The organism is Arthrobacter sp. Hiyo1 (assembly GCF_001263615.2).
Taxonomy (GTDB): domain Bacteria; phylum Actinomycetota; class Actinomycetes; order Actinomycetales; family Micrococcaceae; genus Arthrobacter.
The window spans coordinates 63515-84707 of sequence record NZ_DF952475.1 but is presented as its reverse complement, the minus strand read 5'-3'; the positions used below and the strand labels follow the sequence as shown (position 1 = coordinate 84707).

At 60.4% G+C, this 21193-nt stretch carries 19 protein-coding genes, 1 pseudogene and 1 other annotated feature; of the genes and pseudogenes, 10 read left to right on the top strand and 10 right to left on the bottom strand.

The window, feature by feature from the left end; all coding sequences use genetic code 11:
- On the top strand, window positions 1-318 hold a 318-nt coding region (locus AHiyo1_RS25720), incomplete at its 5' end, for a WD40 repeat domain-containing protein (protein WP_216363257.1).
- 480 nt (window positions 319-798) lie between these two features.
- Here the strand turns inward: AHiyo1_RS25720 and AHiyo1_RS19375 are convergent.
- The 5 genes from AHiyo1_RS19375 to AHiyo1_RS19355 all read right to left on the bottom strand — a co-directional run bounded on the left by AHiyo1_RS19375 (window position 799) and on the right by AHiyo1_RS19355 (window position 6842).
- Window positions 799-1614 (bottom strand): zeta toxin family protein, encoded by an 816-nt coding sequence (locus tag AHiyo1_RS19375; RefSeq protein ID WP_059389643.1) that lies wholly within the window; start codon window positions 1612-1614, stop codon window positions 799-801.
- A gap of 33 nt (window positions 1615-1647) precedes the next feature.
- The gene (locus tag AHiyo1_RS19370; protein WP_148667672.1) at window positions 1648-2040 is read right to left on the bottom strand and encodes a hypothetical protein; all 393 of its coding nucleotides are present in this window, start codon (window positions 2038-2040) and stop codon (window positions 1648-1650) included.
- A gap of 179 nt (window positions 2041-2219) precedes the next feature.
- Window positions 2220-4916, bottom strand: coding sequence for an ATP-dependent DNA helicase (locus AHiyo1_RS19365; protein ID WP_059389641.1), 2697 nt, complete (start codon window positions 4914-4916; stop codon window positions 2220-2222).
- The gene (locus tag AHiyo1_RS19360) at window positions 4916-6052 is read right to left on the bottom strand and encodes a helix-turn-helix domain-containing protein (RefSeq protein WP_059389647.1); all 1137 of its coding nucleotides are present in this window, start codon (window positions 6050-6052) and stop codon (window positions 4916-4918) included. The genes AHiyo1_RS19365 and AHiyo1_RS19360 overlap by 1 nt, the downstream gene beginning before the upstream one ends.
- Window positions 6045-6842 (bottom strand): hypothetical protein, encoded by a 798-nt coding sequence (locus AHiyo1_RS19355; RefSeq protein WP_059389640.1) that lies wholly within the window; start codon window positions 6840-6842, stop codon window positions 6045-6047. The genes AHiyo1_RS19360 and AHiyo1_RS19355 overlap by 8 nt, the downstream gene beginning before the upstream one ends.
- Before the next feature lie 176 nt (window positions 6843-7018).
- Between AHiyo1_RS19355 and AHiyo1_RS19350 the strand changes: the two genes are divergently transcribed.
- The 3 genes from AHiyo1_RS19350 (at window position 7019) to AHiyo1_RS19340 (ending at window position 10722) form a co-directional block, all read left to right on the top strand.
- The gene (locus tag AHiyo1_RS19350) at window positions 7019-8440 is read left to right on the top strand and encodes a hypothetical protein (protein ID WP_148667671.1); all 1422 of its coding nucleotides are present in this window, start codon (window positions 7019-7021) and stop codon (window positions 8438-8440) included.
- A gap of 82 nt (window positions 8441-8522) precedes the next feature.
- Window positions 8523-9452: an ABC transporter ATP-binding protein gene (locus tag AHiyo1_RS19345; protein WP_059389638.1), complete on the top strand. Its 930-nt coding sequence runs from the start codon at window positions 8523-8525 to the stop codon at window positions 9450-9452.
- 1 nt (window position 9453) lies between these two features.
- Window positions 9454-10722 carry an ABC transporter permease gene (locus AHiyo1_RS19340; RefSeq protein ID WP_059389637.1) on the top strand — a complete coding sequence of 423 codons (1269 nt, stop codon included), beginning with the start codon at window positions 9454-9456 and terminating at the stop codon, window positions 10720-10722.
- A 145-nt stretch (window positions 10723-10867) separates the two neighbouring features.
- On the opposite strand, the gene AHiyo1_RS19335 is transcribed toward AHiyo1_RS19340, so the two are convergent.
- Window positions 10868-11479 carry a hypothetical protein gene (locus tag AHiyo1_RS19335; protein WP_253257475.1) on the bottom strand — a complete coding sequence of 204 codons (612 nt, stop codon included), beginning with the start codon at window positions 11477-11479 and terminating at the stop codon, window positions 10868-10870.
- 66 nt (window positions 11480-11545) lie between these two features.
- On the opposite strand from AHiyo1_RS19335, the gene AHiyo1_RS19330 reads away from it, so the two are divergent.
- The 5 genes from AHiyo1_RS19330 to AHiyo1_RS19300 all read left to right on the top strand — a co-directional run bounded on the left by AHiyo1_RS19330 (window position 11546) and on the right by AHiyo1_RS19300 (window position 17267).
- A complete protein-coding gene (locus AHiyo1_RS19330; RefSeq protein ID WP_253257474.1) occupies window positions 11546-12361 on the top strand; it encodes a DUF4158 domain-containing protein in 816 nt (271 codons plus the stop codon).
- Between the two features lie 109 nt (window positions 12362-12470).
- Window positions 12471-12737, top strand: coding sequence for a transposase (locus AHiyo1_RS28370; protein WP_084784612.1), 267 nt, complete (start codon window positions 12471-12473; stop codon window positions 12735-12737).
- A 563-nt stretch (window positions 12738-13300) separates the two neighbouring features.
- Window positions 13301-14785 (top strand): group II intron reverse transcriptase/maturase, encoded by a 1485-nt coding sequence (ltrA, locus tag AHiyo1_RS19310; protein WP_059389635.1) that lies wholly within the window; start codon window positions 13301-13303, stop codon window positions 14783-14785.
- Window positions 14733-15788 (top strand): IS3 family transposase, encoded by a 1056-nt coding sequence (locus AHiyo1_RS19305; protein ID WP_084784611.1) that lies wholly within the window; start codon window positions 14733-14735, stop codon window positions 15786-15788. The genes ltrA and AHiyo1_RS19305 overlap by 53 nt, the downstream gene beginning before the upstream one ends.
- Window positions 14848-14960, top strand: a sequence feature (AL1L pseudoknot). It overlaps the preceding gene by 113 nt.
- Window positions 15789-15818: 30 nt before the next feature.
- The gene (locus AHiyo1_RS19300; protein ID WP_253257473.1) at window positions 15819-17267 is read left to right on the top strand and encodes a transposase; all 1449 of its coding nucleotides are present in this window, start codon (window positions 15819-15821) and stop codon (window positions 17265-17267) included.
- Window positions 17268-17702: 435 nt separating this feature from the next.
- Here AHiyo1_RS19300 and AHiyo1_RS19295 read toward each other — a convergent pair whose 3' ends face one another.
- The 4 genes from AHiyo1_RS19295 to AHiyo1_RS28045 all read right to left on the bottom strand — a co-directional run bounded on the left by AHiyo1_RS19295 (window position 17703) and on the right by AHiyo1_RS28045 (window position 19757).
- A complete protein-coding gene (locus tag AHiyo1_RS19295) occupies window positions 17703-17957 on the bottom strand; it encodes a hypothetical protein (protein ID WP_253257472.1) in 255 nt (84 codons plus the stop codon).
- 200 nt (window positions 17958-18157) lie between these two features.
- Window positions 18158-18787, bottom strand: a complete 630-nt coding sequence (locus AHiyo1_RS19290; protein WP_253257471.1) for an aspartate/glutamate racemase family protein — start codon at window positions 18785-18787, stop codon at window positions 18158-18160.
- A 99-nt stretch (window positions 18788-18886) separates the two neighbouring features.
- Window positions 18887-19183 carry a hypothetical protein gene (locus AHiyo1_RS28050; protein WP_340639354.1) on the bottom strand — a complete coding sequence of 99 codons (297 nt, stop codon included), beginning with the start codon at window positions 19181-19183 and terminating at the stop codon, window positions 18887-18889.
- 37 nt (window positions 19184-19220) lie between these two features.
- The gene (locus AHiyo1_RS28045) at window positions 19221-19757 is read right to left on the bottom strand and encodes a hypothetical protein (protein ID WP_340639353.1); all 537 of its coding nucleotides are present in this window, start codon (window positions 19755-19757) and stop codon (window positions 19221-19223) included.
- A gap of 1130 nt (window positions 19758-20887) precedes the next feature.
- Between AHiyo1_RS28045 and AHiyo1_RS24965 the strand changes: the two are divergent.
- Window positions 20888-21193 (top strand): annotated as a pseudogene (locus tag AHiyo1_RS24965) (hypothetical protein); the annotation flags it as partial.

The window sequence follows — 21193 nt, the reverse complement described above, 5'->3', positions numbered from 1 at the left end:
CGGCTCTGGAACCTGGCCGATCAAGCCCCGTTAGGTGATCCGTTGCCGGCACACCCCGGCGGGGTCACAGCGGTGGCATGCACCGCACTCCCAGACGGGACACCCATCGTCGTCACCGGCGGCCACGACGGTATGGTCCGTGCACGGAACCTGCGGAAGTTCAGCACGTTCACGGAGCAGCAGTTCCAATTGCCAGATACTCCAAGCAGCATCACGATCGATGACCGAAGTCGGATCCTCGTCGGCATGTCAAACGACGTTCTTGTCCTTTCGCCGGGCTGGCAAACACACGGGGAAAGTCGTGGCTCGATTTATTGAACGGCGTCTTCGATACTTGAGTCGATGAAATCACGGTGCGACCCAGAGTTTGACAGTCGACATGAGGCGCGCGCTTATCGCGGCGCACAGAAAATTCAAGGAAACCGATGGCGGCCGCGTTGAAGACGTGGTTCCGCCTGAGATACCAGCGGACCCCCATCTCATCCTCCTTGACGAAACCGTTGCCGCAGCTTACGAAAAATGGAGGGTCCCTTGCCTGGCGTTTCATCGCGAATTTGATTCACCCAAAGCTTGAAAGGCCCGAGTCGGGCCAACCAGGGGCCGAGGACGAGTGGGCACGGCTGCGATTCCAAAAGGATGAAACTCTCGAACTCACTCGTGCCGAGCTGTTTGAAGCTGAGCGCGAGCTGATCGCCGAAGTCAAGCACAATCTCGGTTTGATCAGAAAGGGAATGCTCTCAGACGCAAAGCGGCCCCGACCCAAACCGACTCGGAAGCTCGAGTGATCGATCTAACCGTCTATGACATGGACCCAAAATCAGTCCTTGATGTCTGTTTGACACTACCGTCGGTTTCTACGTCGAAACGCCGCAGGATTCCGTGTCCCAGTTCGTCGGCCGCCCGCTCCGCCAGAATTGCGGCGTTGTGTGCACAGACTGACTCCCCCAATCCGTCGGCGTAGTAGCCCTTGAGTACGTCGTCCGACACAAACCTTCCTCCCATGGGTTCTTTGATGCGGTCACTCCACCAGCGTTCGCGGATTCGCTCAAGTGCAACGTCAAATGGCGCCTCAACGTCTATGACCTCAACACCCTCATAGTTGGCGTTAAAAAGGTCGGTGATGTAGACATCTGCTAGCTGGGGCCAGGAAAGTGTGCCTTCAATTACGACGTTTTCACCCGCAGTTAGGGACATCGAACGAATGATGTCTGCTGTGTACGTGGAAAATTGGTGTACCTGGGAACCCAATTCTCTCACTCCAACCGGTCTTCCATCGGGAAGGGTGTGGTCATGCCGATATTTCAGCAAGCCGTGGCGTTCGGCGTCATCGAGCAGGATGTCTTTGACGACATCGGGATCAATTCGTCGGAAGCCTTTGAGGTTGAGAGTGTCCAAGGCCGAGGTTTTACCAGCGCCCGGCGGGCCGGCGGTCACGACGACCGCCTTGCCGTCCGTTGCTACCTCGCCTTGAAGGCTCCTGTAAATCTTTGCGGCCCGGACTAGAGTATCTTCGTCGAAGTACACGCTTAGTTCGAGCGGCGCGTGATGCAGGCCCCCGCCGGTGGCGTATAAATCGGTGAGGGCCGCATGCACCTCATCTCTGTTATCGGCCAACAGCCGTCCTTATTTGGTCGAATTCGCCCTTGGTCAACAGTCCCTGTGCGAACGCCTTGACAACCTGGTCCCAGGTGCCGGGAATTCGTCCTTCGTGGGGATATGTGCTTGCTCGCCGAAGGTGTACGTGTATGACATCAATTCCTCCATGAGTCGTTGACGCGATGTGTCGTACGCGAATGCGCGAAGGATTATCTCCTCAGGGTCCTTGTTAACGGTTCCTCCGCGCCGCTCAATGGCTTTAAGTAACCGATGCACACGCGCCTGGCTGGTGGCTAGGAGGTCAGCGATATCGCGCTGCGGTATGCCGCGCCTGTCGGCGTTCAAAGCGGCTCTCAACTCATCGATCAGGTCAACCTTCTGCCGCGCTTGGCGCTGCAAGGCTTCCTTGTGTATCGCTTCTAGACTGCTATCCATCGTGATCATGTAGTGCTCCCCTCGATATGTCCTCATCGTAGCGTCTTGATTCATCTCGAATCAATTGAGTTATCGCTGTTATTGGGAGGACGCTGGCTATGGCAAGTGGGGGCTTGCCCAGCCCATGCGCTGCAACCGACCGCATCTCAGGCAGGCACCACTCGGGAGGTCTAGCCAACGCGATTGCGTTACCTCATCGGCCTGAGCCCGCTCCTGCTTGCCAGAATTCCGAAGTCCTTCCTACTGTTCGGCCGGTCCAGTTTCTCAACAATGGTTTGCTGTGTCTCGGGGCTCCAGAAGATCTTCAAATCCTGACGGGCCCGGGTGATAGCGGTGTAGAAGACGCTGTGCGAAAAACTGTCTTCGTTTGCTGCGGTGATGACGATCTTCACAGAGTCGTACTCCAAGCCTTGCGCTTTATGAATCGCGACTGCATACGCTATCTGGAACGGGACTGTGGTGTTCAATGCCTGGTCATCATCGTCTGTGCTGCCGTGCTCGTAGACAGAGAAGCGCACCGTGGAGTCGCCGAGCCACTCCAGGTCAGGCCCGGATACTTCAAACTGGGAGATTGCTCGGTCGAGTTTGATGTCGAATTGTATACGTCCTGGTTCGTGTTCGATCCCTGTGATTCTGCCCTTCAGGTTGTTGTACATGACCCCACGGAAGCGCTGGCTGTCGTTGAACAGAACGGGATCACCGACTTTATAGGTCGAAGTGGCCCAGAACACCGGGGGTTTGGGATTGCCGCTTTGGAGGAACAGGTTAACGTTGTTGATCCCGTATAGGCCGTCGTAATTAAGGCACAGGATGATCTCGTCTTCCTTCTGCGCCTCGAAGAGTGATTCATCGAGGTTTGCTGCGTAACCCTGGGACGAGATGATCTCGGCGATGTTGTCATCGATCTTTCTCACAGCATTCCAAAAGTCGACTAGCTGGTCGTTTTTGGTCCGATACGGGGTCGTGAGTTCGAAGACGGATTTCTTCGGCAGGAAACTTGGCGCAAGCCCAAACCAGTTGCCGAACTGAATGGATTCGATCTGGTAGGCATCGCCAACGAGAACAAGCAAGGAGAAGGAGGTCTGTTTGAGCACACGGAGGAAGTCGCTGTTGTTGACAGTGCTGCACTCGTCAATGACCAAGACGTCATAGTGCTTCGCCGGCCGGTTCCCCAGGTGTCGCTTGATAGTGCTGAAGTCCGAACCGTTGACGTTAACCCGCCTTTTCAGGTTGTCCACCGCCGGATTGGTGTGCGCGAGGAACAGTTTTTCTTTGTCGTGGAAGTAGCTGGCGATGTGCCTAATCATGGTCGACTTACCGGTTCCAGCTGCGCCATGGACCAGAGCGACCTTCGACATCGAGAAGAGTGTACGCAGAGCCTCTTGCTTCAGCTCGTCGTCAATCCCCCGCGGCGCCTCCGACAACCACACGTCAACGGCGTTGCCATAACCATCAATGCCTTCTCCCGCCAAACCCTGAAGATGCTTGACGATGTCGCTCGTCTCAGTCTCATATTCGGTGATGAACACATGTCCGCGGTCTTGGACGAGGCAACGCTGGGGCTTGTGCTTGTAATAGAGACGACTGTTGTACAGGGCGATCAGACTAGGGATATCACTGAAGCCTTCGAGTTCATCGAGGGGCTTGTACAGCTTTCCGCCCTGTTCAACCTCTGTCTTGATGCGACGTGCCAGTAGTTCATGCGTCCTGTCCGAAACATCAATGCTCTCGATGAGGTCAGAGAAGGGTGGGTTGTGCGCAACCAAAGAGGTACAGAACGGCATTGTGTCGAATGGCTTGGCTCGCCAGGACAGGTGCAGATTCGACAGTCCGGGGCACGTTTCGTAGTCGTATTGCTGTTTCAGCAGTTCATTTTTCATGCGCAGCATGAGGTAGCGGATGACGTTGTGCCCCGGTGCCTTCTTTGCCAATAGCGTGCGTGCAGAAGACAGGACCCCGAAAACGTACGGCTTTTGCGAGCGACGTGTCGCCTCGGCTCTGAGTCGCTCGAACGCGGCCTCGGGCATGGTTGCGACATCGAGCAGACCGTTTCCCGTCGCAGTGAGGTACTGCATGAGGTACTGATACTCTGTCTGGCTTGTCGAGACCTTCGCGTAATCGCCGAAGAGTCGCCCGAAGTTTTCCAGTTCGCATGGACGTATGGACACTTCCCACTCGGAGATGAGCCTGATCGGCATGACGTGATCGAGCACCTCGATCGAATCCTGTTTCAGTGTGAGATGAGCGGCGTACTTATCGGTGATGTCGATGTCCGTGAATGCAATGTACCGCTCGCTCTTGCTTGAGTAGTCTTTCGCATCTTGGAATGTGACCTCATAGTAGATACGGCTTCTGACAAAGAACGGGCGCGTCTTCAGGATGTAGTAGCGGTCGCGTCGTCCGGGAGTGGACGATGCCTTATCTGCCTCGATCCGCCCTGCAATCTTCTGGTGGTACTCCCTAAGTGCGGGGTCCAGGTCGAGTGGGAACTTGTGGAGGTTCATGAGCACGGCCATGTCCCATTCATCACGCGCAAGATCACGAAGGCGAACGAGATACTCGTAGTACTTGAGCATCAAGCGTTCAGAGGCGTTTCCGTCCATGGTGTAGTGCGATGCACTTTGTTGTAGCAGCTTATGAAAACGCTGCAGAAAATGAAGCTTCTTGGGTGCTGAACCGAGGCTGTCGACGGCGGTCTTGATAGCTTCATAGTCGTAAGTAGCATTTCCGGTGTCCGCATCCCACTTAGCCGCAACGCCTTCAACGAGGTTGCGAAGCTGTCCAAGAAGCTGCTGCGACAGTAGTGGGCGATTTGGGGTGAGGGCGTCTATGGCCCCGCAAATCGCTTCGTTCGAGCTACGGATTTGTTGGTCGATGGAAGCCACTACCGCCCCTCCTGCGGTCCTCGACCACCGAACTGAATTGTCCTTGTTGTGGGCACGCGTGAGGCCGCGACTTGGTAAAGCCTGACTGGCAATCCGGATCCCGCCAGGAACTCCTCGTCTTCTACGCCCGCACTGTTCAGCACTTCTCGGGCGCGGGGCAGCATCGACGGCATTTCAAGGGCCGATGTGCGACCAGGCTCCGCCCGCCGCCACCCGTTCTGTGACATGCGCACCACGGCATTCCTGTACGAGACATCGTTCATGACCCCTAGCGTCCGTGCACGGTAGAGAAGCGCCGCAAGGCTCACGCCCCAATGTTCTTTGAGCTCGGCAAGTAGTTTCCAGCTCTTTCCAGCCGTAGAGACCGGGAGTGATCCAGTGATCTGTTCTGCCGGCATAAGGAACTCTGCCGCAAATCTGTTGGCTTGGTCTTCGGAGATCTTGCTACCTGGTTCCGCGTCCTGATGCATGATCAAGTGGCCTAGCTCGTGGGCCACATCGAACCGTTGGCGGTAGTAATCGTCCTTGACGGGATTGAGCACGATGATGGGACGTGCTGCAGTGTGCACAGAAAAGGCGTCGATCGCAGCGGCTCCAGGTTCGCAAAATACCACTACGACCCCCGACCGCTCAGCGAGGCGGACCACGTGTTGAATAGGACCTAGTCCGACGCCGAAGTAGTCGCGGGCAACCTGTGCAGCACCTTCAGGTGTCCCACCTCGCTCATCTGAATTTACTGGGATGTCGGGGAGGTGCACTTCTGGAAGTTCGACGGCACTATCCAGTAGCCGGATTACTTCGGCGACTAGTCGCCCATACGCCTCCGCTTCGTCCTGAGCAACCTGAGGAGTCGAGCGAAGGGAGCGAAAATGAGGACGCCCGGTCGTTACAGGGGTATCGCCGGCAAAAAATTGTGGCTCTACCCTCAGTGCCAAGGCCAGCTTGGCGACCGTCGCCCGGTTGGGTTGCTTCGCACCGCTTTCCCATCCTGTGACCGACGCAGGAGACATCTCGATGACGGTTGCTAATTGCGACTTCTTCAAACCTGCCAGTTGGCGCGCCATGGTCAGCCGCTGTCCGTTGAAAAAGGAAGTAGCATCGGCCAGAGAACGTGAAGGGCGTTCGAGGCTAGGCATCTGCTGCACCAACACGACGGCCGGTGTTCGGCGTCTTTATGCGAACGTCGATATCGTCTACCGCGCGGGTCGCCGCGTCGCCAGGAAGTAGGGAAGGCAGATCCAAGTGCGTACCACCGCTGGGGTTGCCGCCGGACAATATCTCTTCGCGCCACTGCCAGCACGAATCTCCGCGATACGCGGGGTTTTTGCTTTGTCCGATGTACATCTCATACTGTCCGGTCACTGGGTCATGGGCATGAGCAGCCACGAGTGTGACGCCTTCGAAGTCTTCAACATACGAGAGATCGACCGGCGATGACAGACCGAAGTCTTCGGCCTCGAACAAAGGAGTATCGCGGGAGGCTTTCTGCGATGCGATGACTCGTTTCGCTTCGCTCCGCCTTGCCCAGTTAATCCCATCAATCTTGCCGAGGGTAAAGGACTGAAGCAGGACTCTGTAGCTGCCCGACGACCATCCTGGTGAGTCCCGGTAATCGCTTCGCTTCACAGTTCCTGGAGCGAGGGCAGGCATCGTCCTAAACGCTTCCGGTGTGATCCCCCGCTGTATTACGTCCGTAGCAACCCCCTCGACATCTTCCCCAAGGCTGAAGCGACCGTTGGCAGTGGCTCTGTCCATTAGATCGAGCAGATGCTTGTAGTTGAGATAACCGACCACTCCTTGGTCGTGGCCGGCTTCTTCCTCGTAGAGGTCGTTTGTGCGGGCGAACGCGGCGCGTGCACTCCACGTGAGTAGGTCATACAGACCTGACTGCTTGAGAGACTTGAGGGCTTCAACCTGAGCGTTCACATTCCCAGCTTATACGATGCGCAGTATTTTATGTGCAGATTTTTACCCTCAGATCAACTAACCTGCGAAACAATCGATTTTGAGACTTGATTCAAGATGAATCGACGGGTACGATCCCATTCTAGGGGAGGGAACCCTGGCACGAAGGTGGACGAGAACAGGATTGAACCAGGCCGATGACTAAACCAGAACCGGGACGAAATCAGAAGGTTTACGCCCGCTCCACGAGCGCCCAAACTGCACGGCCTAACCCACCCCATGCTTCGCCAGATGTGGTTTGGGACCTCATCGATCGGCTTGTAGCTGAAACCCCTGAACCTGAAGCGCCAAAAGCCACCGACGCCCAGAAGCAACATCGTCGGGGCGGCGCACGTCGCCGGCGCAAGCGCACAGATTGGCGTCGAGCCCTCGACGTCACTTCGCTGACTCTTTGGGCATTCGTCGTTGTGAAGTTGTTCATCGGCGACTTGGACCGAGCCTTTTTTGCAGTCGTCGCACCGCAGGCTCTCTGGATTCTCGATTTCCGCTGGCTTCTGGTTCTGGTGCTGACTGCCCTGCTTCTGCTACTTTTCAAGTCCCACAAACTCGGCCTCAGCCTCGCCTACGTTGTCGGTTTCCCGCTGGTGCTGCTGTGCTGGAAGCTTCCCAAATTTCTGATCAAGAAACGCAGTTCGCTTCTAGTCGTTGGTCTTGCTGGAATCGCTTTCGGCATTGGGTCGCGTACTCGCCCGTTCACCGTTGCACTGGCGGTCGCATGCCTATCCGGGTTCATGATCTACTCCAAGGAAGTGCCTTGGGTAATTGCGGGCATCAGTGGGATGGTCCTTACTTTGATTTGGTGGTTGTCCATTACAACCATCGATCTACTGCGCTCAGCGGCTTTCATTAGGGCCCAGAAGAAGTTCGTCAACTGGGCGTTGGAGAAGAAGCTCATCGATAAGCTCCCGGCTCCCATAATGCCGGACCGCGTTACCATCAAATCTTGGACTGCCGACGATGCCAAGAAGTACCGGGACAGCGCCGGGTATCGTGTCCTGCTGGCGCACGCGCTTCAATTCTGGGCAGCATGCCTCGACGATTACCGCAAGGGTCCTTCCGTAGTGATCCTGAACATAATGGCCGCCCTAAGCCTCACCTTTCAGATCGTGCTTGCCTTTGCCTTCATCAACCAAGGCGTCTACAGCCTCGTGCCTTCTCAGTACTCCGGTGCGGCAACGCCTGATTGGTGGACCTTCGTTTACTACTCGGCGGCAGGCACGTACTTCGGAGAGGTTAGTGCTCTTGCGCCAGTAGGGGTTTTGGCCATCGTCTCGAAACTGTTCAACGGAATTTTCGGTGTTGTTGTAGCCGGAACCGTAATCATCTCGATTGTGTTGAACTATCGAAGCGTTCGAGCCGACATCGACACGGACGGTGTGGTTCGGACTCTCACCAAAACTGCTGCAGAGGTTGAGCAAACCTCCTCCGCGCAATATCAGCTGTCCTTCCGAGAGCTTGAAACCCGCCTCTTTGCTGCTGGCTGGGGGCTTCTCGGAGTAACCCATTGGCTAGCTGCACGCGCCGAAGGGCAGTCCGAGCAATGGAGTGCTAGTAAATAGAGCAGCGAGCCTAGATCCACGCCGGTGTTTCTGCAGGCGGACTTTCCGGTTCCAAGCTTGGCGGCCCCGTTAGAGTGTTGGCATGACTGCTGGGGGTGCGGCTGTTGAGCCGTTGGTACATATCAAAGATTTCAGGATGGACTTCGGGGACACGAGGGTCATCAACGACCTGTCCTTCGATGTGAGGGCCGGGGAGACGTTCGGGTTCCTGGGCAGCAACGGCTCGGGCAAAACGACGACGCTCCGGGCGCTGCTGGGCATCTACCAGCCCACCGCCGGGACCCTGCACATCGGCGGGAAGACCTTCGACCCGCGCGACGGAATCCGACTCGGCTACCTCCCGGAAGAGCGCGGCCTGTACAAGAAGGAACAGGTCCTGGACGTCATGGCCTACTTCGGCCGGCTCAAAGGCCTCGGCAAAGCCCAGGCCCGCACATGGTCCCTGGAGTATCTGGAGCGGGTGGAACTCGCCGACAAAGCCGGGACCCGGCTGGACAAGCTTTCCGGCGGGGAGCAGCAGAAGATCCAGCTGGGCGTGACCATCATGAACGAACCCGAGCTGCTGATACTGGACGAACCCACGAAGGGCTTTGACCCGGTGAACCGGCGGTTGCTGATGGACATCATCGAAGAGCAGAAGCTCGCGGGTTCCACCGTCATCATGGTCACGCACCAGATGGAGGAAGTGGAGCGTCTGTGCGACCGGGTGATCCTGCTCAAGGACGGAACCTCCCGCGCCTACGCCACCGTCTCGGAGGTCCAGGAACAATTCGGCGGCACCGTCTACCGGATCGTCTACAGCGGTGTCCTGCCGGCCTCTGAGCTATACGAGATCACGGCCAGCGGCGAGGGAAGCGCCGACCTGGCCCCGCGCGACGGAGCCGATGAGACCGCGGTGCTGCGGGAGCTGATCAACGCCGGTGTGGCCGTCCGCAGCTTCACCACCGAGCGTGTCTCCCTGGAGGAAATCTTCATCCGCGTCTACGGCGCCAAAGAAACGGCGGTGGCCTGAAATGACCGCAACACCCGCCCGGTCTTCGTTCCTTAGCCGGCACAACCTCGGGACCGTCGTCAGCTTCGAATTCATCCGCACGATCAAGAAACGGCGGTTCTGGATCGCCACCCTCGCGATCCCCGTGGTCATGGCTGTCATCTTCGGCCTGGTCTTCGCCAGCAACTCCTCCACCCGCGCCACCGCCGAGGCGCAGAAGAACGCCGCACTGACCTTCACCTACACGGACGCGTCCGGGATCATCCCCGACAAGGCCGCCTCCATCATGGGCGGCACGAAAGCAGCCGACCCGGACACCGCCCTGGACGAGGTGAAAGCCGGCCGCATCGACGCCTACTTCGCCTACCCGGCGAACCCCGCCAAGGAACCCGTGAAGGTCTACGGTGCCGACAAGGGCATCTTCGCGAACAACACCTACGAAGCCGTCGCAAAGCAGCTTCTCACCCTCTCGGCTCAGTCCAAGATCGGGTCCCCGGAACTGAGCGCCGCCGTCGGCGGCCAGGTCACCGTCAACACGGAGACGTTCCGCAACGGGGCCGTCTCCGGTGGCCTCGGCACGGCCATCCCGCCGCTGATGTTCCTGCTCGTCTTCTACGTCAGCCTCATCCTGCTCTCCAGCCAGATGCTCAACAGCACCCTGGAGGAGAAGGAAAACCGGGTCACCGAAATGATCCTCACGACCCTGAACCCTACGACCCTGATCATCGGGAAAATCATCTCGCTGTTCCTCGTCGGCCTCGTCCAGATCGGGGTGTTCCTCACCCCGATCATCATCGGCTACACGTTCTTCCGGGACCGGCTCGCCCTGCCCGACGTCGACCTGAGCTCCCTGGTGTTTGAACCCGGGCCCCTGATCACCGGTGCCCTGCTCCTGTTGGGCGGATTCACCCTGTTCACTGCCGTCCTCGTCGCCATCGGCGCGGTCATGCCGACCGCCAAGGAAGCCGGGGTCATCTTCGGCCCGCTCATGGCCCTGATCTTCGTCCCGTTCTACGCGATCAGCCTGATCCTCAGCGACCCGCACTCCCCCGCCGTCCAGGCCTTCACCTACTTCCCGCTCTCAGCCCCCGTGACCGCCATGCTCCGCAACGGCTTCGGAACACTCAGCACCCCCGAAGCGATCATCGTCATCGCTGAACTGTTCATCCTCGGCATCCTCGTCCTGCGACTGGCCGTCCACCTCTTCCGCTACGGATCCATCCAATACTCCAGCAAACTCTCCATCACCAAAACCCTCCGCCACCGGCCGCCGGAACTCGCCGGAAAATAGGCTCGACTAGGCCTGGGGATGGGCTCTACGCCATGACCCCGTCCTGCAACCGTGCCTGAGGAGATCTCGATAGCGCCTAAGTAGGGAATTCGGCTACTTGCCGGGCCCACGGCGGAATGGCAGTCGACGGCGGTTCAACCGAAGGTCAGGTCCTGCCGAAGAGGGCTCTGTCCTGTGGCGGCGGGGCCGCCCCGGGGTCGTCATCAATCGTGTACACCACTTCGGAGGTAGCGGTGAGCAGGTCGATGTCCTCCAGCATGATGTTCAGTGCCGCTGAGCGCTTGCGCAGATGCTGGAGGAGTTCCTTTTGAGGCCAGAAAAGTTGATCTATGTAGGACGCGAAGTTTCTGCCACTGGCCCGCGTGTACTCCCTGACTGCGCGGGGGTCGGTGATGCGTCGTCCGTAGCTGAGTTCGGCGTCGACATCACCCAGAGGGTCGACATACTGCCGTAGGTAACTGCCGAAGATCCGGAGCCGTTCAATATACAGGGGCTTGCGGCCGTCGGCGTTGTATTCACGGGCACGATCCACCAGGCCGCCGACCAGGCGCTCGGCAGTCTTTCTGCTGATCGGCTTTCCAAAGCCGGCCATTGCCAAGGCGTTGCCGAGGGTGGTCGTCTCCCCCCAGACGTAAACCGGGTCTTCGACGTCCAGTCGCTCAAGGTAGCCGCCGGCTTCGAGGGCGGCGAACACACTGTCACCGTCTTCGAGACCGTTCTTACGCAGCAGCCCGGTGGCGACGTCTTGGCCCGGCACTCCTGAACGTGACGTGAGCCGCCAAGTTTGTAGCGGTGCGGTGCCTGCCTGTGTGATCGTGGTCGAGTGAATCCCGGACTTATTGAGGACTGGACATTGGTCGGACGTGATTTGGACCTGCTTGGCCAGAAGCCCGGCCCTACACGGCTGGGCTTCGCCTTGTTGCTGAAGTTCTTCGAGATCGAGGCGAGATTCCCGAGTGGGCCAGATGAATTCGATCCCGCGGCGGTGGCCTATGTTTCTGAGCAGGTCGGAGTTCCGGCGGAAGGCCTTGGTTCGTATATGTGGACGGGGCGGACAATCGAGCGTCATCGCTCCGATATCCGATCAGTGTTTGGTTTCCGGGAGTTCACCTCCGCTGATGAGGCCCGGCTGGCGGGCTGGTTGGCGGAGAGGGTGTGTCCGTCGGAGGTTCGTGAGTCTGCGCTTGTGCAGGCTTTGCTGGCACGGTGCCGTCAGGAGCGGATTGAGCCGCCGGGGCGTGTGGGCAGGATTGTTGGTGCTGGCCGGGCGTTGTTTGAGCAGCGCCTATGTGCTGATGTCGTCAAGGTTTTGGGGCAGGACGGTGCTGCTGGCCTGGAAGCTCTCGTCGCTGACGGTGCAGCGGGTTCTCTGTTGTCGGTGTTGAAAGCTGATCCGGGCCCGGCTGGTTTGGAATCGTTGCTGGCAGAAGTGGAGAAGCTTTCAGCGGCCCAGGGCCTGGATCTTCCTTCTGGTTTGTTCGTCGGGGTGTCGGAGAAGGTCGTGAGCGCGTGGCGGGCCAGGGCGGCGCGGATGTATCCATCGGATTTCCAGGAAGCGCCGCGCCCAGTGCGGTTGACGCTCTTGGCGGCGTTGAATCGCACCGGGTTTGATGGAGACATCGATTACCCGGAAGGATGATTCCCATGTCAGCACAACGGAAGTACCCGGTCGAGTTGCGTGAGCGCGCGACGCGGATGGCGATAGAGGCAAGGATGGACCGTCGACCAGGACGGGCGCGTACCGCCGGATCGGAGAGCAACTCGGGGTCAATCCTGAAGCGCTGCGGACCTGGGTGAGCCGGGCCGAGATCGACGAGGGGCTGCGGCCCGGGACCACGAGCGATGACGCGGTCAGGCTCGCCGAGCTCGAGCGTGAGGTCCGTGAGCTGCGGCGGGCGAACACGATCCTTCGCCAGTCGGCGGTTTTCTTCGCGGCGGAGCTGTGCGCCACGAGGCGCTGTGTGTGTCGAGGGGCGGTGAGAGACCGTCCTGGTTGGGTCGTCGCAGCGGCCTGATTGAGCTGGGGGCAGCCTGATCCGGGGAACGCCGGTGAGGGTGGCAAGCGGCCCCGACAAAGGCGAGACGTGCCGGGACTACCAGACGGTGCGGGTTCGTCGAGCAAGGTCAGAAGGTACAACGTGAGTGAACTGGTGTTTGACGCCCTGTAACCGCGAAGCCGTGCTCAAATCTGGTGGATATGGGCCGGTATGCAGCGCACTGGATGCCATGCGTGGCGTCTGGACTCCGAAGCCGTTTAGTTCTGCCGGTGGGGAGGCCATGGTGAAGGCCTGCGGCGTAGCCGTGGCGATGCTGCCGGGGTAGAGCCGGGTGCCTCCCTGACTGATCGATGACGCAGTGAACGTGGGAACCATTTCGTGGTTCCCCAACCGGTAGGTAGCCAGCGTTCCGGTTGGGGTAGGTCCGTTGCCGACCGAAGACCACAAGGTGGGGCGGAGGCCTCGTAGTAGTCGCGGGAGTAACGACCCGCCATTGGGGACCGGGAAAGCCGGTCACAGGGCGAAGGGGGCCAGCAAGTTAGCAGGTTGAGTGAATGGAATGTCAGGAGGAATGGTCGCCGGTGAATATCGACGAACTGGAGCACGCCGTAGTTGCGGCGGAGCAACGGGTACTGAAGATCCAGACCAAGCTGCATAGTTGGGCCCGTGATGATGCTCATCGCCGGTTCGATGATCTGTTCAACCTCGTGGCTGACCCAGGCTTCTTGTTGGTGGCTTGGGACCGGGTGCGAGGGAACAAGGGTGCCCGTACTGCGGGTGTGGATGGCCGCACGGCGGCATCCATTCAGGATGGTGAAGGCGTCGAGGTGTTCCTTGACGGGCTGCGGTTGTCTTTGCGCGCCCGCAGTTTCGTCCCGGTGGCGGTGCGGGAACGGATGATTCCGAAGGCCGGCGGGAAGATGCGCCGCCTTGGCATCCCGACCGTGGCCGACCGGGTCGTCCAAGCCAGCCTGAAATTGGTGTTGGAGCCGATCTTTGAGGCGGATTTCCACCCGTGTTCCTACGGGTTCCGTCCGAAGCGTCGGGCCCACGATGCGGTTGCCGAGGTGCGTTATCTCGCGACGAGGCCACGTTGCTATGACTGGATCGTCGAAGGAGATATCAAGGCGTGCTTCGATGAGATCGACCATGCTGCCCTGATGGGTAGGGTTCGGTCTCGCATCGGTGACAAACGCGTCCTGGGACTGGTGAAGGCATTCTTGAAGGCTGGGATCCTCTCCGAGGGTCAGCAGCTGAAGGAAACCACCGCCGGAACCCCGCAGGGCGGGATCCTTTCTCCACTGTTGGCCAATGTGGCATTGTCGGTGCTTGACGAGTTCATCGCTCAAGCTCCCGGCGGGCCCTCGACCAGTCCAGTGGAACGAGCCCGGCGGCTGCGCCATGGTCGGCCTAATTTCCGCCTGGTGCGGTATGCGGACGACTGGTGCCTGATGATTCGAGGCACCAGAGCCGATGCCGAAGGGCTCCGGGAAGGGATCGCGGAGGTCTTGGCCACGATGGGTTTGCGCCTGTCGGAGGAGAAGACCTTGATCACCCATATTGATGAGGGCCTCGACTTTCTCGGGTGGCGCATCCAGCGCCACCGTAAGCGAGGAACGAACGAACACTACGTCTATGTCTACCCGGCAAAGAAGGCCGTGCAAGCGGCCAAGCGGAAGATCAAGACGCTGTGCCGACAGGTCACCGAGAACCAGTCGTTGGATGAGCTGCTGCGTCGGTTGAACCCGATGCTGCGGGGCTGGTGCGCCTATTTCCGTCCCGGCGTTTCGTCCGCAGTCTTCTCCTACCTGAGCCACTACACGTGGCAGACGGTGTGGCGATGGCTTCGGCGCAAACATCGCCGGGCCACGGTCAAAGAACTCCGTCGGCAGTACTGCGGCGGAGGCTGGTGGCCGGCAAGCCAAGAGCGGGAAATGTTTCGTCCCGAGAAAGTGGTTACGAGCCGATACCGCTACCGCGGGTCGATTATCCCCTCACCTTGGCCCACGACCGATGAAACCACCATCACGCCGCTTGACCGGCTTGTGGAGAGCCCGGTGCATTGAAAGGTGCCCGCCGGGTTCGGGAAGCGGTCCGGGGAAACGGGCCGGCCGTAAGGCTGGCACCGCGCCCCGGGCCGACTTTCACCGACCGCCCGTCGAGGTGATCTGCGCCTTCATCGAGGAGCACCGTGACGAGCACGGGGTCGAGCCGATCTGCCGCGAACTGCAGGTCGCCCCAAGCACGTACTACGCCCACCGCACCCGCCCCGCCTCGGCACGCAGCCTCCAGGACGCGGAGCTCACCGAGGCAATCCGGCGGATCCACGAGGAAAACTACGGGGTCTACGGGGCTCGGAAGGTCCACGCCGAGTTGCGGCGGCAGGGCCGGCAGATGGCCCGCTGCACCGTGGAAAGGCTCATGCGGGCGGCGGGTTTGCGTGGGGTGTCGCGGGCGAAGGGGCCACGGACCACGAAGCCGGCGCCGGAAACTGGCAGACCCGCGGACCTGGTCGAACGCCGGTTCACGGCGACGTCGCCGGACCGGCTCTGGGTCGCCGACATAACGTACGTCAGGACCTTCGCCGGCTGGGTCTACGCCGCGTTCGTCATCGACGTGTTCTCCCGCAGGGTCGTCGGCTGGCAGGTGGCCACGAGCCTCTACACCGACCTGGCTCTGGACGCCCTGGAGATGGGCATCTGGACCCGGACCAGGGACGGTGCTGATCTGGACGGGCTGGTCCACCACAGCGACCGCGGAGTCCAATATCGCTCGATTCGCTACACGCAACGGCTTGAGGAAGCCGATGCGGTGGCCTCCGTTGGTTCCAAGGGGGATTCCTATGACAATGCCCTCGCGGAGGCGTTCAACTCGCTGTTCAAGGCAGAGCTTGTGCGCAACAAGGGCCCGTGGAAGGACATCAGCCAGCTTGAGGTCGCTGTCGCGGAGTACATCGATTGGTTCAATCACCGTCGCTTGCACGGCGAGATCGGACACGTCCCACCCGCCGAATATGAACATCTCCACGCCGGGCACACGGCACCGGAACTACTGACAATTTCCAACTAAAAACGGCTCCATCAAACCCGGGGCTTGACAATGAGGAGGTCACTGGATCATCTGGATAACGGGCTGCTGGCCGATTCCACCGGCGGGGTGAAGATCACCAGACGCCGAGGGGCGCCGTGGATAAAGGTGCCCAAGCTGGAAAAACTCGAAGAGCCAACGAACCTGGGCAAACTCAAGGACGAGGTCCTGGCACGGTGGGGCACCCTGGACTTGCTTGAAGTCCTCAAAGAGGCGGACTTCCTGACCGGGTTCACCGGGGAATTCGTTTCAGTGGCCTCCCGTGAGGTTCTTGACCGTGAGACCCTTCGCAGGCGGTTGTTGCTCTGCCTGTTCGGACTTGGGACAAACATGGGCATCAAAGCCGTCACGGATGCCGGCGGCCACGGAGAGAACGAACGGGAGCTGCGCCACGTGCGCCGGACATTCATTACGAAGGACAACCTGCGCCAAGCGATCGTGAAAGTCGTCAACGCGACGTTCGAGGCCAGGAACCCTGACTGGTGGGGCGAAGGGAACGCGTGTGCGTCCGATTCGAAGAAGTTCGGCTCCTGGGAATCGAACCTCATGACCGAATGGCACAACCGGTACGGCGGTCCCGGAGTGATGATCTACTGGCACGTGGAGAAAAAATCGACCTGCATCTATTCCCAGCTGAAGAACTGTTCCTCCTCCGAGGTTGCGGCGATGATCGAAGGCGTCCTGCGCCATGACACCGAGGCCGAGATCGAAGCGAACTACGTTGACACGCACGGCGCCTCGATCGTGGGGTTCGCGTTCACCGAACTCCTGGGCTTCAAGCTGCTGCCGAGGTTGAAGAACATCGGATCGATCCGGCTTTACCGGGCCGGCAATGAAGAGGTCTACGGGGAGATCAACCCGGTGCTGTCCAGGCCGATCAACTGGGACATCATCGCCCAGCAATATGACCAGATGGTCAAATACGCCACCGCCCTCAAACTCGGTACCGCCGAATCAGAGACGATCCTGCGCCGCTTCACCCGGGGCGGTCCGAAACACCCCACCTACCAGGCGTTGGAAGAACTCGGCAGAGTCGTGCGGACAATCTTCGCCGCCGACTACCTCGCCAACGAAGACCTTCGACGCGAAATCAATTCAGGGCTGCAGGTGGTGGAGAACTGGAACAGCGGAAACGACGTTGTCTTCTATGGGAAGAACCGGGATCTCACGGGTCCGGACCGTGAAACGACCGAGGTGTCCATGCTCGCCCTGCACCTGCTCCAATCCTCGCTGGTCCTGGTCAACACCTTGATGCTGCAAACCGTGCTCGAGGTCCCGGAGTTCAACGAACTCCTCGAACCGGAAGACCGCAGGGGCCTCACACCGTTGTTCTGGACCCATATCAATCCTTACGGACGCTTCACCCTCGACATGACGACCCACCTGAACCTGGGCGGGGGACAAGATGAAGGAAGCCTTCCGGCTTCCGTACTGTCCCTGAAAGAGCAGATCCTGGTATGAATGAATCCTTATCCGCCCCGGCCCGGGTAGGCCTGCAGATCGAGCTCCGCGAGTTGGGCAGGTCGGTGGCTTTGATGTCCCGGGGGCCTGGGCGGAGGGTTTGAGGTCCTGTGGTCCAATAAGTGCTGCCAGTGAGATCAAAGAAGCCGCCACCTGACCTGCCTTCCGCCGATGTAGAGAGGAATCCCTTGTGCACAAGTGTGGGTCATTTCGCCGCCGGGAGGAAGCCAGCCGATCCGGCCCAGATGGCATTCATGCCGGATCCCCTGCGCAGTAGATCCGGCCACACCCCCGACAACCCAGCAACCGCGCGCATGAGAGGACGGGCTACCAGCCCAGCTCCCGGCAATCACCCCTGAGGTGTCTCCGAAGGGACATCCGGGTTTCGGGTCGGTGCTTACCCTGGTGTGGGCCGGCGGCCGGGTCCGGGCGAAATCAGGCCGGCGTCCTTTCCGGTCTCTCCGGACCTGGGTTTGAGAGAGGAGAGATCCGGATGATCTCGGATGCTTCCACATCCACGAGTTTGCGCGCCCCTGTTCTGGAGCACACGATCCAGAACATTCCCATGGTGGGCAAGGTCTGGCTCACCGTTCCTCTGTGCAAGAGCCTGCCGTCATGCCACGCCTCAATTTCGTCACCGTGCGTAAGCGCCTCGCACGTCCGGATGATTGATTCCTTGGTTGCAGCCACGGTCGGCTCCCTTCTCTGTGCAGGTTGACCGTTGAGATCAGGATGCTCCTCTGATGTTGCCGTCCTGTTTCGTTGACGTCATTTTCTTGTATAGCGGACGTACCGTCGCTGGAACTTTAGATTTTGGAGGCCACCGGGGAGAGTGGACCTAAAGTAAGCGGATTCATTACCAGGAGCATTCCGTGCGCGGGGTCGTGTTTTCAGCCCGCGTGCGCGGGTCGGCGCCCCGCTCCGGAGAGGAGTACGGATCCGGCCGCTGTCACCGGGTCGATGACCGGCACCCCGAGCCTGTCCCGGAGGACCGCGGTCATCCCGATGCTCGAAAGCCCGGTGCTGCCCTGGACGATGACCTCGGCGCCGGCGTCCACGAGCATGTGCGCCTGGGCGAGGGCATCGAAGATGCCCGTGGGCGTAAGGAATCCTTCGGGGGTCCCGGGAACTGTCGGGCCCATCGATGAGCAGCATTCTGTCCCCGAGGCTTCGGCGATCGGGCCCGGTGCCTGATGGGTGAGTCCCAGGACACCGGCTCGTCCTCCGAACGCCAGGGCAGCCGCTGCCGCGGCGGACCCGGCACCGATGACAGGAATATCCAGCACTGCCCGTGTTTCCGTGAGCCCCGGGTCGGCACAGCAACTGATGATCAGCGCATCAACCCCGTCTGCCATGTCCTGGGCCAGTGCAGCCACCTTCGGGGCCGCGGCCCGGAACGAAACATCATCGTAAACCCCGAACGGCTGATCCGGGACACAGCGGGTGAGAACCTCAAACCCGAAACTTCCTGCCAACAGGTCCCCGTGCGCGTGAAGTATCCGCCGGTTTGAAGTCGTCAACGCCCTGATAAGTCCTACCCGCATCACTGCCCCTCTCCATCCCGGAAAAACAACCTCCTCGCGAGGATCGCCTCACTCATCTCCGAACCCAACATGTGTTCAGATACCCGCCTCCGCTGCGGGGCGGTCTTTGGTCAACGCGGTGAGTTCGACGATTTCGGCGAGCTCCGCGAGCCGGTGCGCCCGGGCGGACTCCGCCGGTGTAAAGGGCTCCGCATCCCGCGAAAAGTAGAGCGGTCCCCGGGACGAAGGAATCTTCAACACCGTGCCGGGGAGCTCGGCTGTTGCCTGCCCGCGCCGCTGTGGGCCGGCGGGAAGGACCGTGGCGCTGAGGAGCTCGGCGACGGTAAAGGGAAGTTCGTCCGTGTTTGCCGCGACGCGGGCCGCCAGAGTCAACGCCCTGGTTTGACCGTCAGCCAGGGCCAGTGCGGTACTAGGCCACGCCCTGGAATCCCGCCCGCCCCCGCCCTGCAGGCGGCCAGGAGCCTCCTTTCGGTGAGACCATCGGGGGCGGAGAGCACATATTCGTCCAGGACCCCGTCCGGAAGTCGGTGGACGTGGATGCCGAGGATATTGATATTCTGGCGCGCAGGGCACGCGTCACGCGCTGCAGGGCACCGGGCTGGTCCTCAAGATATGTCCGGGCCCGCCAGAGTGCCGGAGCATCCGTCAGGCGCCTGCGGTGACGCAAAGCCGGCGCGTGCAGCCAACTCCGCATCAGCCTCCTCACCGAGGGCTCGGCCACCCAGATGCCGAGCAGGCTCGTAGCAACGGTCAGCACAAGGACCTTGACCGGCGACGGCAGATCCGCTTTCACAGCGAGGGTGTTCACGGTCAGTTCCAGAGGGACCATCGCAGCGATACTGGCCAGCGTCAGGCGGTGTTTGGGCGCTTCCGGCAACCGCCCGCACACCTCACACGCCAGTTCGGCGGCCAGCCCGGCCTTGACCGGAGTCTTTTTCCTTATCACAGCTGCTCTCCTTCCCCTGGCGGTACGCAGCGTCCCGGCCCATACCCCAACGCGGCGTTCCTGTCAGCTGTGGCCATGCCATAAGCCTCCCCGGCCGCTGTTGCGTATGGGTTTCGGACAGGTAATTTTCAGCCCCGGCCATCCCGCCGCCCTCCAGCAGAACCGGGGAGTGCTGAAGGTGCGCCTTGCGTTTCACCCCGCGGGTTTTGTGTGGCCGCAGGTCAGCAGGCAATTGCACTGGTTTTTTTGCAGGCCACAGCGAAGCGCGGTAGGTTAGGCACGGCCCTTCCGCATACCCCCCAGTTGCGGAAGCGCCGAAAACCGGGGAAGCCCCCACGCTTGAGTTACCCCCAACTCGCGTGGGGGCTTTCTTTGTGTCGATCCCGCGCCTGTTAAGTTGTCCGGGGAGGGAAACGCCCCGCCCGGATCGGACAACCTGGACGGGACGCTCACCGTTCTCCCAATATGACTGGTGGAGACCATGCACGGAGACGGTGACTCACAGCCTAGGCCTCCGGGCATGCCAGCGGCAAGGATTCGTCTTCCATGCCGATTCCGTTTTCGAGTTCTCGGAAAACCCGTCCGCAAACAAGGATTCAATGGCTCTAACCGGACACCCGTCAAGGGGCAGGGGTAAACCCGAACCAGACGGTCGTGCAGTCGACGTTGAACACTCCGTGCAATCGTCTTCGGAAAACGACAACGAAGGAAACCAGCGACGCTGCCTCAAACTCATCGCTTTCCCCACAAGATCCGCCGCGGGAAGGCCATCCCGTAGACCTTGGTTCGGTAGCGAAGTCCGTGCCGGGAAGGCCCCCGCAGGCCCACACTCTGGCGGCCGAAGGGTTATTGGAGACCCTGTGACGAGACGGTGGGTGCTTCTGTGGTCAAAGAGGCTCAAGTGACATATGTTAACCATGCGCCTCAGGTTTGCTCTGCTCTCGGCTGGTTGGGGACGCACAATCGGAGACTCCCGGGACATTCCTGTGCCGCAGGCGCCAAAACCGCTGGTAGAACGCTGCAGCGGACGAGCGTCACGCGCGCTTTGGCCCGAAGGTTGCCGGTGACCGTCCTTCCCCGGACCGGGAAGGGTCCTGTCCTGTTACGTCGGCTTTCAAAAAGGGGTTCCTGTGTTGGGTTTGCGTCGATTGGCTCCGGTTCTAACGGTTTCCCTCGCCCTGGTGCTCGCCGCTGGCGGTGCGGCCACCGCAGATGGCGGAGTGGCTACCGAGCACTACGCCACTCACCCGCTCCATGTCAGGCCCGGTGTTTCCACGACCCCTACGGGACTGTCCCCGGGCGCGGTCAAGTCGGCGTACAACTTCCCGACAGGAGCAACGGCCGGGGCCGGCACGACGATCGCCATCGTGGACGCCTACGACGATCCGAACATCGAAGCCGACCTCGGCGTGTTCAGCAGCCAGTTCGGCTTGCCG

Coding starts and splice junctions, on each gene's coding strand:
- AHiyo1_RS19370 (WP_148667672.1), bottom strand. CDS start 2,040: ATGATCACGATGGATAGCAGTCTAGAAGCGATACACAAGGAAGCCTTG.
- AHiyo1_RS19360 (WP_059389647.1), bottom strand. CDS start 6,052: ATGCCTAGCCTCGAACGCCCTTCACGTTCTCTGGCCGATGCTACTTCC.
- AHiyo1_RS19350 (WP_148667671.1), top strand. CDS start 7,019: ATGACTAAACCAGAACCGGGACGAAATCAGAAGGTTTACGCCCGCTCC.
- AHiyo1_RS19345 (WP_059389638.1), top strand. CDS start 8,523: ATGACTGCTGGGGGTGCGGCTGTTGAGCCGTTGGTACATATCAAAGAT.
- AHiyo1_RS19340 (WP_059389637.1), top strand. CDS start 9,454: ATGACCGCAACACCCGCCCGGTCTTCGTTCCTTAGCCGGCACAACCTC.
- AHiyo1_RS19305 (WP_084784611.1), top strand. CDS start 14,733: ATGAAACCACCATCACGCCGCTTGACCGGCTTGTGGAGAGCCCGGTGC.
- AHiyo1_RS19300 (WP_253257473.1), top strand. CDS start 15,819: ATGAGGAGGTCACTGGATCATCTGGATAACGGGCTGCTGGCCGATTCC.